The following is a 12813-nucleotide window of genomic DNA, read 5'->3' as shown; positions in this document are numbered from 1 at the left end:
AGTATGGATATGCTTCGGCACCAGTTTCAGAAGATTAAACGGCTACTTGATATAACGTTTTTTCGCATCCTTTTCTTTGCCTTCATCGGGGTAATCCTGTTTCTGGCAATGTACGGAAATGTTAAACCGGATAAATTGAAGCTGGATCAATTTGAAATTGCTGAAAAGACAGTTGTATCCCCGATTACGGTCGAGGATAAAGAAAGTACGGAGGCAAAGCGCAAACAGGAACTAGAGCGTGTAAAAGGGGTATATAGGCTAAAAAGTGAGTATACGCAAAACCAGGTGGATTTAGTGGCCTCGATATTTGATACAGCTATTAAGGTCAACCAGGAAATTCAGGACGATTTGAAGAAAGCAGCCGAAGATAAAGAAGCCAGCGAGCCAAAGTCCGAAGCTCCCGAAGAAATCCCGGTTGCCGACAAGGTGAAAAAACTGAAGGAGAAGCTTACCCACGCTGTTATAGAGGAACTGCCGGAAGAGACTTTTATCGCGCTGGTTTCTGCTGATAAAGCGCAACTGGAGATTGCAAAAGATCTAACGGTAACAGCTGTCAATAACGTAATGAGCAAGCCCATCCCGGCTGATGAGGTTGAAAATTCCAAAAAGAAAGTTGAAGAGGAATTAAAGTTTTCTGCGCTTAAACCAAGCCTGAAACGCGCTGCGATTGTTTTGGGGCGGTACGCTGTTATCCAAAACGAGTTTTATGATCCCCAGGCAACCGAAGAAGCGCGGAGGCGGACTGCCGAAACTGTGGAGCCAGTTAAAATCCTTGAAGGGCAGGTCATAGTCGAAGAAGGTGAATTGATCAGCCATGAAATTTTCAGGCAACTCAAGCTGGCTGGACTTTTGGAAAGCCAGGACTCAAAAAAGCCGCTTATTGGACTTTTGCTCCTGATCAGCATCATTTTATCTGCGATATATTATTTTTTGGAACGGAAAAGCCTGTCCGAAAAAAAACAGACAGATCTCTTGCTTTTTGGAATTGTTTTTTCATTTTCAATCATTCTTATGAAGACTGCCAGCCAGTTTCAGCAATTCGGGTACGAAGGGGTCAGCTGCCTGTTTCCCGCGGCCATGGCCGGCATGATTATTAAAATATTGATTGACGAACGGCTTGCCTGGCTGACGGCAACCATCCAGGGGATTTGCGGAAGCATTATTTTCAATGAAGAAACGACTGGAGCCCTGAACATGTCGGCGGGGATTTATATCCTATGCGCTGGCCTTGCCGCAACCCTTTTCCTAAAGGACCAAAATGCCAGGTCAAAAATACTGCCAGCAGGCGTTTTTGTTTCTTTTATAAACTTTTCTGTCATCATGTCCTTGCTGTTCCTCAGGAATACCCAATATACGGGGATGGAGTACGGCCTCATCTTTATTTTTTCCGCCGTATCCGGCATTGCTTCCGCTGTCCTTGCAATCGGCCTTTTGCCGTTCCTTGAGGCCAGTTTCGGAATCCTGTCGGCAATGAGGCTGATTGAGTTGTCGAACCCAAACCATCCGCTTTTGAAAAAAATCCTGACAGAGGCACCGGGAACGTATCACCACAGCGTGATGGTCGCGAATATGTCTGAAGCCGCCTGTGAGGCAATTGGCGCGAACGGGCTCCTCGCAAGGGTTGGATGCTATTACCACGATATTGGAAAGACAAAACGTCCGCTGTTTTTTATTGAAAACCAGATCAACCGTGATAACCCGCATGACAGGCTGTCGCCGGGGAAAAGCGCACAAATCATCATTGCCCACGCAACCGATGGGGCTGCCATGCTGAGAAAGTATCATATGCCAAAGGAAATCGTTGATATCGCCGAACAGCACCATGGAACCTCATTGATTAAGTTTTTTTACCATAAAGCAAAACAGGCGGGGGATGTAAATGAAGCCGATTTTCGTTATCCCGGGCCAAAAGCCCAATCAAAGGAAGCGGCCATTATCGGGATTGCGGACAGTGTGGAGGCGGCAGTGCGCTCAATGGCCCTGCCAACTCCTGAGCAAATCGAATCCCTTGTCCATTCAATTATTTCGGACAAGCTGCAGGATGGCCAGTTAAATGAATGTGATTTAACGTTAAGGGAAATAGAAGTGGTTGAACATACACTTTGCGAAACGCTGAAGGGGATTTTCCATTCAAGGATTGAATACCCTACAGATATGACAAAACAAAAGGTGATGGATGCATGAAGATGATAATAGATTTTTTGGATGAAACCGGCACGGTGCGGGATGAAGATATTTCCGGGCTAGAAAGCCTGCTTAATTACGCCGCGCAGCAAATGGATGTCGAAGAGGGCAGTGAAGTGTCGGTTACTTTTGTGGGAAATGAACGGATTCAGGAAATTAATCATGAATATAGGCAGAAGGATGCCCCGACAGATGTGCTGTCCTTTCCGATGGAAGAGCCGGGCGAAGGGGAGATTGAAATTTCCGGCGGCGATTTGCCAAGGGTTTTAGGGGATATTATTATTTCCGTTCCGAAAACAAAGGAGCAGGCGGAGGAATATGGACATTCGTTCATGCGGGAGCTTGGTTTTCTTGCGGTCCACGGTTTCCTTCACCTCCTCGGCTATGACCATGAAACAGAAGCGGATGAGAAGGAAATGTTTTCGCTTCAGAAGGACATTCTTGATGGATACGGGCTCACCAGATAAGGGTCGTGCGTTCCGGGGCCGCCTGTTGAAATCGTTCGGTTTCGCCATAACGGGATTATTGACGGCGATACAAAAAGAACGGAACATGCAAATCCACATTTTCGCCGGTGTTGCCACGATTTGCCTTTCCGTTTTCTTCTCCATCTCGAAGCTTGAATGGCTCTTTATTCTACTGGCGATAGCGGGTATGCTTTCGCTTGAACTGCTGAATACGGCGGTGGAAAGGGTGGTCGACCTCGTTACGCAAGAATATCACCCGGTTGCGAAGCAGGCAAAAGATATCGCGGCGGCTGCTGTCCTTGTATATGCCTGTATGTCCGTTTTGGTTGGCCTAATCATTTTTTTGCCGAAAATCGCGGCAATGATCGGAAAGTAAAGAGGCAGGCACACTCCTGCCTTTTTAATTTCCCAAAAACCCGGGCAGATTTGAAATCCGGCTTACATATTGCTAAAATGGCGAAACAAGCAATTCTTATAGAAATGAATTTAAAGAAAATTCTAAATTTATTTTTGGGAAATGTCTGTGGAGGGATGAAACATACCCCAATTTAAGGTAAGATGGAAGAAGAAATACCCCCCGCGGACGATATTCCAAGGGGCCGAGAAAAGGTTTTAACAATGTGCAAAGAGGTAATAAAAGAAACTACAGCAGAAGGTTTTTCCCTTCATCGCTAAATACCGGAGGATTGCAAGCATGGCAAATGGTGCAAGTGTGGAAAAGGGCCATAAGTCGGGATTCATCTCGATTATTGGACGCCCTAATGTAGGTAAATCCACTTTTTTAAACAGGGTGATCGGCCAGAAGATCGCCATAATGAGCGATAAACCGCAAACGACCCGCAATAAGGTGCAGGGGGTGCTCACCCTCGAGGATGCACAGCTGATTTTCATCGACACGCCGGGCATCCACAAGCCCAAACATAGACTTGGTGATTTCATGATGAAGGTGGCCCAGAATACGCTTAAAGGAGTCGACCTGGTTCTGTTCATGGTCAGCGCCGAAGAGGGTTTTGGAAAAGGCGAGGAATTCATTGTTGAAAAGCTTCAATCGGTAAAGACGCCGGTATTCCTGATCATTAATAAAATTGATAAAGTCCATCCGGACAAATTGCTTCAAATTATTGATGATTACAAGGAAAGGCATCCGTTTGAGGCGATTGTGCCGATCTCCGCACTCGAAGGAAACAATGTGGATCGCCTTCTTGGACAAATAAAAGAGTACCTGCCGGAAGGTCCTCAATTTTACCCGGCCGACCAGGTGACCGACCATCCCGAACGGTTTATTGTTTCAGAATTGATAAGGGAAAAGGCGTTACACCTGACGAGGGAGGAAGTTCCCCATTCATTGGCGGTTATAATTGAAAAGATGGAGCGCGATGAAAAAAAGGATATGGTTCACGTCATGGCCGCGATTATTGTCGAGCGCGATTCGCAAAAAGGAATTATCATCGGCAAGCAAGGCGGGATGCTAAAGGAAATTGGGAAGCGGGCAAGAATGGACATTGAACAGCTTCTTGGCACAAAAGTGTATTTGGAACTTTGGGTAAAAGTGCAAAAGGATTGGCGGAACAAAATGTCGCGGCTGCGTGAATTCGGATTCCGCGAGGACGAGTATTAACTACGTTTGATTCTATTCATGGCCGAGATTAACAATATTTTCGCATTATTATTTTCGAATGGCAGGCTAAGATAAATGTAACCAGGGATTACGATTAGAAGCTAGTCTATTAAGGAAAGGATGGGGTTTTCAATGTTGGATTTTACCTGGAAGGTATTCAGTCAGACAGGTAATATTGACACATATCTTCTCTTTAAGGAAATGGAGAAGGAAAGAATAGAAATACCCGGCAATCTCGACGAAGAACTAGCGCAAGCAGATTATCCTGTTTCATAAGTTTGTCAAAATACCTGGATGGTGACTGGGATGCTTCAAAAATGTGAAGGCATCATCATAAGGACAACCGATTACGGAGAAACGAACAAGGTTGTTACTTTATTTACCCGTGAATGGGGAAAGGCCGGAGCGATGGCGAGGGGGGCGAAGAAGCCGAACAGCAGGCTTTCCGCGGCAACCCAGCTTTTGACTCATGGGTATTTTTTGGTCCATAAAGGCAGCGGGATGGGAAGCCTCCAGCAGGGGGAAATCATTTCTTCAATGAAATCAATTCGCGAGGATATTTTCCTGACGGCCTATGCGAGCTATATCGCCGAATTAACCGATAAGGCAGTGGAGGACAGGAAACCGAACCCGTTTTTATTCGAGCTGCTTTACCAGACCTTAAATTACTTAAATGAGGGATACGATCCAGAAATCCTCATGTTTATTTATGAGATGAAAATGCTGAATGTGATGGGCCTTTATCCCATCCTTGATCAATGCGCCGTTTGTGGCAGCACAGACGGGCATTTTTCTTTTTCCATAAGGGAAGGCGGATTCATCTGCCACCGCTGCATAGAAAAGGATCCATACCATTTCAAGCTTTCTCAGGCGGGAGCGAGGCTTCTCCGGCTATTTTACTACTTTGACCTTGCCCGCCTTGGCAATATCTCGGTGAAAAAGGAAACAAAGGACGAGCTGAAGCGGATCATTTCGGCGTACTATGAGGAATACTCCGGCCTGAGCCTTAAATCAAAGCGCTTCCTTGATTCAATGGATAGCCTGAGGGGCATGGTTTAATGGAGTTGACATCCGTTGCCTTTTTCGCTACTATCTTTATAAAGCTTTCTTAAATAATTCTATAAGTTGCAGAGATGGAAAAGAGTACCTGGCTGCTCCTGTAAAAGCGAATCCGGGATGGTGGAAGCCGGAGGACGGGAAACCTGGGAAGGGCGTTCCGGAGCAACATTCTTTCAAAGAGGCCGCATTTTTGCGGCAAATAGGGTGGAACCGCGGGTAAACTCTCGTCCCTATGCTTACTGGCATAGAGGCGGGGGTTTTTTGTTTCGTGTGCCAGAATACATATACTATGAAAAAGGAGAATGTACAATGAGCGTTTCAATGGAGCAGATTGTCTCCCATGCAAAACATAGGGGTTTTGTATTTCCGGGTTCCGAAATATATGGAGGGCTCGCCAATACATGGGATTACGGCCCGCTTGGAGTGGAACTGAAAAACAACATTAAAAAAGCCTGGTGGAAGAAGTTCGTCCAGGAATCCCCATACAATGTCGGCCTTGACGCCGCCATCTTAATGAACCCAAGGACATGGGAAGCTTCCGGCCATATCGGCAACTTCAATGACCCAATGATCGACTGCAAAAAGTGCAAATCAAGGCACCGCGCGGATAAAATAATCGAGAATGCATTGGATGAAAAGGGGATTGAACTTGTCGTCGATGGCCTTCCTTTCGAAAAAATGGAAGAGCTGATTAAGGAATACGATATTGCTTGTCCTGATTGCGGCAGCAAGGAATTCACCGGAATCCGCCAGTTCAATCTAATGTTCAAGACTTTCCAGGGGGTTACCGAGTCAAGCGCGAACGAAATTTTCCTTCGCCCGGAAACAGCCCAAGGAATTTTCGTCAATTTTAAAAATGTCCAGAGGACCATGAGAAAGAAGCTCCCGTTTGGAATTGCGCAGGTCGGCAAAAGCTTCCGAAATGAGATTACGCCGGGCAACTTTACTTTCCGGACGAGGGAATTTGAGCAAATGGAGCTTGAATTTTTCTGTAAGCCTGGTACCGAGCTGGAATGGTTCTCCTACTGGAAAGAGTTCGCGGAGCAGTGGCTGCTTTCGCTTGGAATGAAAAAGGAAAACCTCAGGCTCCGTGACCATTCCGATGATGAACTGTCACACTACAGTAACGCGACGACCGACTTTGAATACAAATTTCCTTTCGGGTGGGGAGAACTATGGGGTGTCGCTTCCCGTACCGATTATGATTTAAAGCAGCATATGCAGTATTCGGGCGAAGACTTCCATTATCTTGACCCTGAAACGAATGAGAAATATATTCCATATTGCATTGAGCCTTCACTTGGCGCCGACCGGGTCACCCTAGCCTATTTAATCGATGCCTATGAGGAAGAACAGCTCGAAGACGGCACTTCACGGACCGTCATGCATCTACATCCCGCACTTGCGCCATTCAAAGCGGCTGTCTTGCCATTATCGAAAAAGCTGTCTGATTCCGCAAGGGAGATTTTCTCTAGCCTCGCAAAAGAGTTCGCTGTCGACTTTGATGAAACGGGCTCGATTGGAAAGCGGTACCGCCGCCATGATGAAATTGGCACCCCATTCTGCATTACGGTCGATTTCGAAACGGCCGAGGACAGGAAGGTAACAGTCAGGGACCGTGATACAATGGAACAAACGCGCATTTCGATTGAAGAGCTAGCGGCATTCCTTCGGGAAAAAACGCAATTTTAGAATGGTTGGTATGTAGCACAGTGAATAGGCGGTGAGGGACTTGGAACTGAATAAGCGGCAGGACCAAATTTTGCAAATCGTAAAGGAAAACGGGCCGATTACAGGCGAGAATATTGCTGAAAGGCTAAATTTAACACGCGCCACACTAAGGCCGGACCTGGCCATTTTGACGATGGCGGGGTTCCTTGACGCAAGGCCTAGGGTAGGTTACTTTTATACCGGGAAATCCGGGGACCAGCTTTTATCAGAAAAGCTTCAAAAAATCCTGGTGAGCGACTACCAATCGATACCTGTCGTTGTTAATGAAAATGTTTCCGTATACGATGCGATTGTTACGATGTTTCTAGAGGATGTAGGAACCCTTTTTGTGGTTGACGAAAAATCAATTCTCGCCGGTGTCCTTTCGCGTAAGGACCTGCTTAGGGCAAGCCTTGGCAAACAGGAGCTAACCGCCCTTCCAGTCAATATCATCATGACAAGGATGCCTAATATTACTGTGTGCCGGAAGGAAGACCTGCTCACAGATGTCGCGAAACAGTTGATTGACAGGCAAATTGACGCGATTCCTGTTATTAGGGAAACGGAAGCAGGCTTTGAAGTGATCGGCCGTATTACGAAAACCAGTATAACGAGGGCGTTTGTATCCCTCGGGAACGCGGAATGAGCTTAGTTTAGGAAGAGGGGAATAAAGACGACCATGGACCAGCCAATAATCTATGTAGTATCCGATTCGGTTGGGGAAACTGCCGAACTCGTAACAAAAGCGGCAATCACCCAATTCAACGGCAACGATATCAAGCTAAAGAGATTCCCTTATGTAGAAGATACAGACCATATTGATGAGGTTATTTCACTGGCGGCGTTTGATAAAGGGATGATCGCATTTACACTCGTAAAGCCGCAAATGCGTGCGTATATGAAGGAAAAAGCGGATGAAGCGGGAATATACGCCGTCGATCTAATCGGACCGCTAATGGACCAAATCCAGCTGCTTTCCGGCAAAACGCCGCTATTCGAGCCAGGGCTTGTCAGAAAGCTGGATGAGGATTATTTTAAAAAGGTCGAAGCAATCGAGTTCGCGGTAAAATACGACGATGGAAGGGATCCCAGGGGTCTTATGAAGGCGGATATCATACTGATTGGGGTTTCGCGGACTTCAAAAACCCCGCTCTCCCAGTATTTGGCCCATAAACGCCTTAAGGTCGCCAATATTCCGCTCGTCCCGGAGGTCGACCCTCCGGAGGAACTGTACCGTGTTCCCGCCGAGAAATGCATTGGGCTCAAAATAAGCCCTGAAAAATTGAATTCGATTCGCCGGGAACGTCTTAAAACGCTTGGACTGAATGACAGCGCGAGCTATGCAAATATCGCCAGGATTAAGGAAGAGCTCGATTTCTTTGACAAGGTGATTGAAAAGATTGGCTGTCCAGTAATCGATGTCACCAACAAAGCGGTTGAAGAAACAGCGAACGTCATTTTAAGCAAAGTCCACAGTGGATAAAGTGAAACTTCCATCGGCGGCGTCCTTCCGCCGATGGTTAGTTGAACTTATCGGACCTTTAGGGACAGTAGCCCTTTAGGGCTTACTGTCTCTTAACGGTGGGGCAAAGTGAAACTTCCATCGGCGGCGTCCTACCGCCGATGGTTAGCCGCGTTCTACTGCCGCTAATTCCCCGCTAAAGCGGTGACTAAGCGGCAGTACGAACCCGATTGGTTCAACTAAGCCGCTGAAAAGCACAGCGGCAAGTTTCACTGTATCTCACTTATCGGACCTTTAGGGCTTACTGTCCCTTGAGTGGGATAAAGGATAAACACATGGCCGGGGAGGGCATGTGTTTTCCTTTTCATGCCAATATATCATTCTGTTTAAAAAAATGAGATAAATGAATGGCAAAATCATTTGAAATGTCCTATAATAAAAAATTGTGATAAAAAAGACACCTTTGCAGGTTTAGACTTGCATTGCTAGGAATAAACTATTTATTGTCAGAAGTCAAGGGAACGGATAATAAAAAATTCGACACAATCTCCGATAATCTTTGCCGGAAAAGAAGGAATATGCGGGGGGATGTAGAATTAGTACTATGGAAAAAAAACACCCAATAGTGTATGTGGATGCGGATTCGTGCCCGGTTAAAGAGGAAATTGCACAATTGGCGTCCGATTTTTCTGTTGAGGTGACATTCGTTGCTTCCTATGCCCACGCCACGTCCAATCCGCTTTATATGGAGTGGAAGTGGAAATATGTCGATTCGGATCGGGAAGCGGCCGACCTTTACATTATGAATCATGCATCCAAAGGTGACATTGTCGTCACACAGGATATCGGCCTTGCTTCCACTCTCCTGTTGAAAGGGGTTTATGTCCTATCGCCAAAGGGAAATTTATTTGAGGAAAAAGATATCCAAACGGCCCTTGACATCCGGTATATAAAAACAAAAGCCCGCGCCAGAGGCATTTATGGAAAGGGGCCGCCTCCGTTCACCGATTTGGAACGAAAACGGTTTGTGGAGGAACTGGCAGCACTATTGTCGGTTAGTGCAGGCGCCGGCTTTCCTGGCGGCCAAGAACGTTAACTGGAGTTGTTTTCATGGCTGAACGCATCCCCGAAGAAAAAGTCAATCAGATTAGGCAATCTGTTGATATAGTGGATTTTATCGGTGAATATGTGCAGCTGAAGAAACAGGGCAGGAATTATTTTGGCCTGTGCCCGTTTCACGGTGAAAATTCACCATCCTTTTCCGTTTCTCCCGACAAGCAGATTTATTATTGCTTTGGCTGCGGGGCGGGCGGAAATGTTTTTTCTTTTTTAATGGACCTCGAAGGAATGCCATTTGTAGAAGCCGCATCCAAACTTGCCGATCGGGCGGGGATGGATCTTGGAATCACCCACGCCGCCACAGAAGCGGAAAGTGCCAGGCAGGCAGGTTTGCAGCCATATTTCGAAGCCCATGATTTACTTGTAAAATTTTATCACCATTTGCTGGTAAATACAAAGGATGGGCAGGAAGCCCTTGAATACCTGCTGTCACGGGGATTTACGAGGGAGGCAATCGACACCTTCCAAATTGGCTATGCCCTTGATTCCTGGGAATTCGTTACGAAATTCCTTCAAAAAAGGGGTTTTAAGGCCGAAGAAATGGAAAAAGCGGGCCTCATTATCAAGAGGGAGAAAGATGGCACGTACTTTGACCGTTTCAGGAACAGGATTATGTTCCCTTTGTTCGACCAAAATGGAAAACCGATTGCTTTTTCGGGAAGGGCCCTGGGCGGGGAGGATGTCAAGTATCTGAACAGCCCCGAAACGCCAATCTTCAATAAAAGCAAAGTCCTTTATAACTTCCATTTGGCGAAACCGGTTATCCGCCGGCATCACCATGCCGTACTTTTCGAAGGATTTGCCGATTCAATCGCAGCCTACAGGGCCGGGGTGGAAAATGGCCTTGCGACAATGGGGACATCGTTGACCCAGGAACATATCTCCCTCATCCGGAGAAATGCCCAAGTTGTGACAATCTGCTACGACTCGGACAATGCCGGAATCGAAGCAGCTTACCGGGCGGCAGGCATGCTTACGGAAGCTGGAATTGAAATCCGCGTGGCATTGATGCCTGATGGCCTCGATCCCGATGACTATATAAGGAAATTCGGAGCCGAAAAGTTCAGGAACGAAATTTTAGGCTCAAGCCTTACATTAATGTCATTTAAATTTCATTACTATCGCAGGGGAAAAAATCTTCAAAATGAAGGAGATAGGCTTTCCTATATCGAAAAGATAGTAAGCGAAATAAGCAGCCTCCAAAAAGCGGTTGAAAAGGATCATTATTTACGGCAGCTCGCGGCTGAATTCTCATTGTCTCTGGAAGCATTGAAGCAGCAAATGGCGGAAAATGCCCAAAAAAGCAACAGGCAGGAAGGGAAGCCCCAAAAAAGGGAGCTTCCGCCGATTCCCGTCATATCCTCGGCGCTTAGGCCCGCCCACTACAATGCGGAGCGCAGAATGATCGCCCATATGCTCAGGGACCGGGAGAACGCCTATAAAATACAGGAAATGCTTAAAGGCACCACGTTCAACCATGATGAGCACCAGGCAATCATCACGTATCTTTTCGGTTATTATGAGGAAAAGGAACAATTCGAATTGGGAGAGTTCCTGAATTATATTAAGGATGAAAAGCTTAGGAGGATGGTTGCCGATATCGAAATGATGACGCTCAATGAAGAATTGGGCGAGCAAGAACTCAAAGATTATATCCATCAGGTGTTGAAATATCAAAAGTTGTTAAAAATAAAAGAAAAACGCAATCTCCAAAAAGAAGCGGATGCCCAAAAGGATTACCGTAAAGCGATGGAGCTGGGCAAAGAAATAATTGAATTGCAAAAATCATTGTAATGCAATGCGATATGCCTGAATTTTGAAGGAGGGGGACCTATGGCTGAAAAATCAGCACGGTCAAACGAGGTCGAGAATGAATTGACCGTTGAACAAGTGAAAGACCAATTAACAGCACTGGGTAAAAAAGTTGGCCACCTTGCCTATGACGATATAGCTGAAAAAATGGCAAATTATGACCTGGATTCCGACCAGATGGATGAGTTTTACGAATACCTTGGCGACCAGGGAATTGACCTGGTCGGAGACAATGAAGAGGCGGATCCGAAAATAGCAAAAGACGATGACGAGGAATTCGACCTCAATGACTTGAGTGTCCCTCCCGGTGTAAAAATAAATGACCCTGTCCGTATGTATTTAAAGGAAATTGGACGTGTCGACCTGCTTTCCGCCGAGGAGGAAATCGAACTTGCCAATCGGATCGAGGCAGGCGACGAGGAAGCGAAACGCCGTCTTGCGGAAGCCAACCTCCGCCTGGTTGTCAGCATCGCCAAACGGTATGTGGGCCGTGGCATGCTTTTCCTTGACCTGATCCAGGAAGGAAACATGGGATTGATCAAGGCGGTGGAAAAATTCGACTACCGCAAAGGCTTTAAATTCAGCACGTATGCAACATGGTGGATTCGCCAGGCAATTACGCGCGCAATCGCAGACCAAGCAAGAACCATCCGGATTCCTGTCCATATGGTTGAAACAATCAACAAGCTAATCAGGGTCCAGAGGCAGTTGCTTCAGGATCTCGGTCGCGAACCAACTCCGGAAGAAATTGCCGAGGATATGGACCTTACTCCGGACAAAGTAAGGGAAATTCTTAAGATTGCGCAGGAGCCTGTATCACTTGAAACGCCAATCGGGGAGGAAGACGATTCCCATCTTGGCGATTTCATCGAGGACCAGGATGCAACTTCTCCTTCTGAGCATGCCGCGTTCGAATTGTTGAAGGAACAACTCGAAGATGTCCTTGACACCCTAACCGACCGCGAAGAAAATGTCCTGCGCCTCAGGTTTGGGCTAGATGATGGCCGTACCAGGACGCTTGAAGAAGTCGGAAAGGTCTTTGGCGTAACTAGGGAACGTATCAGGCAAATCGAAGCAAAGGCACTCAGGAAACTGAGGCACCCGAGCCGAAGCAAGCGCCTGAAAGATTTTCTTGAATAAAATAAGCCTTCCAGCGGAGGTTTTCATGGATGATTACATCCGTGCTCCACATGGATGAGTAGCCTGCCTTTTACGTAAGGGCAGGCTCTTTTTTTTACCTTGCTCTATTTTACTTAAAATGGAATGCGAATGCAAATGGCCATGTGGGTGTTTTTTAATTATAAACCCTTTTCTAAAAGTTATAAATGTTGAGAAAATATTTACCCCGCCATATAATGGTTAAGAAAGCGCATACATAGCAC

General features: G+C 46.4%; 12 protein-coding genes. All 12 read left to right on the top strand.

All coding sequences use genetic code 11. From position 1 onward, the window contains the following. The first annotated feature begins 3 nt into the window (after positions 1–3). The 12 genes from ADU24_RS13785 (at position 4) to rpoD (ending at position 12571) form a co-directional block, all read left to right on the top strand. A complete protein-coding gene (locus ADU24_RS13785; protein WP_053367179.1) occupies positions 4–2184 on the top strand; it encodes an HD family phosphohydrolase in 2181 nt (726 codons plus the stop codon). Beyond that, positions 2181–2651 carry an rRNA maturation RNase YbeY gene (ybeY, locus tag ADU24_RS13780; RefSeq protein ID WP_053367178.1) on the top strand — a complete coding sequence of 157 codons (471 nt, stop codon included), beginning with the start codon at positions 2181–2183 and terminating at the stop codon, positions 2649–2651. The genes ADU24_RS13785 and ybeY overlap by 4 nt, the downstream gene beginning before the upstream one ends. Beyond that, positions 2629–3027: a diacylglycerol kinase family protein gene (locus tag ADU24_RS13775; protein ID WP_053367177.1), complete on the top strand. Its 399-nt coding sequence runs from the start codon at positions 2629–2631 to the stop codon at positions 3025–3027. The genes ybeY and ADU24_RS13775 overlap by 23 nt, the downstream gene beginning before the upstream one ends. 318 nt (positions 3028–3345) lie before the next feature. Then, the gene (gene era / locus ADU24_RS13770) at positions 3346–4269 is read left to right on the top strand and encodes a GTPase Era (RefSeq protein ID WP_053367176.1); all 924 of its coding nucleotides are present in this window, start codon (positions 3346–3348) and stop codon (positions 4267–4269) included. A 132-nt stretch (positions 4270–4401) separates the two neighbouring features. Continuing rightward, positions 4402–4545: a YqzL family protein gene (locus tag ADU24_RS22625; RefSeq protein ID WP_082306915.1), complete on the top strand. Its 144-nt coding sequence runs from the start codon at positions 4402–4404 to the stop codon at positions 4543–4545. 30 nt (positions 4546–4575) lie between these two features. After that, a complete protein-coding gene (gene recO, locus ADU24_RS13765; RefSeq protein WP_053367175.1) occupies positions 4576–5328 on the top strand; it encodes a DNA repair protein RecO in 753 nt (250 codons plus the stop codon). A 309-nt stretch (positions 5329–5637) separates the two neighbouring features. Then, complete coding sequence (locus tag ADU24_RS13760) at positions 5638–7020, top strand: glycine--tRNA ligase (protein ID WP_053367174.1); 1383 nt, start codon at positions 5638–5640, stop codon at positions 7018–7020. Between the two features lie 31 nt (positions 7021–7051). Continuing rightward, a complete protein-coding gene (locus ADU24_RS13755) occupies positions 7052–7684 on the top strand; it encodes a helix-turn-helix transcriptional regulator (protein WP_053367173.1) in 633 nt (210 codons plus the stop codon). 33 nt (positions 7685–7717) lie between these two features. Further along, a complete protein-coding gene (locus ADU24_RS13750) occupies positions 7718–8521 on the top strand; it encodes a pyruvate, water dikinase regulatory protein (protein ID WP_053367172.1) in 804 nt (267 codons plus the stop codon). A 583-nt stretch (positions 8522–9104) separates the two neighbouring features. Continuing rightward, positions 9105–9596 carry a YaiI/YqxD family protein gene (locus ADU24_RS13745; RefSeq protein WP_053367171.1) on the top strand — a complete coding sequence of 164 codons (492 nt, stop codon included), beginning with the start codon at positions 9105–9107 and terminating at the stop codon, positions 9594–9596. A gap of 14 nt (positions 9597–9610) precedes the next feature. Further along, the gene (gene dnaG / locus ADU24_RS13740) at positions 9611–11413 is read left to right on the top strand and encodes a DNA primase (protein WP_053367170.1); all 1803 of its coding nucleotides are present in this window, start codon (positions 9611–9613) and stop codon (positions 11411–11413) included. Between the two features lie 39 nt (positions 11414–11452). Next, positions 11453–12571 carry an RNA polymerase sigma factor RpoD gene (gene rpoD / locus ADU24_RS13735; protein WP_053367169.1) on the top strand — a complete coding sequence of 373 codons (1119 nt, stop codon included), beginning with the start codon at positions 11453–11455 and terminating at the stop codon, positions 12569–12571. The last annotated feature ends 242 nt before the right edge of the window (positions 12572–12813 follow it).

Origin of the sequence: Bacillus sp. FJAT-27245 (genome assembly GCF_001273955.1) — a bacterium.
Lineage (GTDB): Bacteria > Bacillota > Bacilli > Bacillales > Cytobacillaceae > Bacillus_D.
This window is presented reverse-complemented; position numbering and strand designations above follow the sequence as displayed.

What these genes read in the sequence shown, in the direction of transcription:
- dnaG (WP_053367170.1), top strand. Translation starts at nt 9,611, where the DNA reads ATGGCTGAACGCATCCCCGAAGAAAAAGTCAATCAGATTAGGCAATCT.
- era (WP_053367176.1), top strand. Translation starts at nt 3,346, where the DNA reads ATGGCAAATGGTGCAAGTGTGGAAAAGGGCCATAAGTCGGGATTCATC.
- ADU24_RS13745 (WP_053367171.1), top strand. Translation starts at nt 9,105, where the DNA reads ATGGAAAAAAAACACCCAATAGTGTATGTGGATGCGGATTCGTGCCCG.
- ADU24_RS13785 (WP_053367179.1), top strand. Translation starts at nt 4, where the DNA reads ATGGATATGCTTCGGCACCAGTTTCAGAAGATTAAACGGCTACTTGAT.
- recO (WP_053367175.1), top strand. Translation starts at nt 4,576, where the DNA reads ATGCTTCAAAAATGTGAAGGCATCATCATAAGGACAACCGATTACGGA.
- ADU24_RS22625 (WP_082306915.1), top strand. Translation starts at nt 4,402, where the DNA reads ATGTTGGATTTTACCTGGAAGGTATTCAGTCAGACAGGTAATATTGAC.
- ybeY (WP_053367178.1), top strand. Translation starts at nt 2,181, where the DNA reads ATGAAGATGATAATAGATTTTTTGGATGAAACCGGCACGGTGCGGGAT.
- rpoD (WP_053367169.1), top strand. Translation starts at nt 11,453, where the DNA reads ATGGCTGAAAAATCAGCACGGTCAAACGAGGTCGAGAATGAATTGACC.
- ADU24_RS13775 (WP_053367177.1), top strand. Translation starts at nt 2,629, where the DNA reads ATGGATACGGGCTCACCAGATAAGGGTCGTGCGTTCCGGGGCCGCCTG.
- ADU24_RS13750 (WP_053367172.1), top strand. Translation starts at nt 7,718, where the DNA reads ATGGACCAGCCAATAATCTATGTAGTATCCGATTCGGTTGGGGAAACT.
- ADU24_RS13760 (WP_053367174.1), top strand. Translation starts at nt 5,638, where the DNA reads ATGAGCGTTTCAATGGAGCAGATTGTCTCCCATGCAAAACATAGGGGT.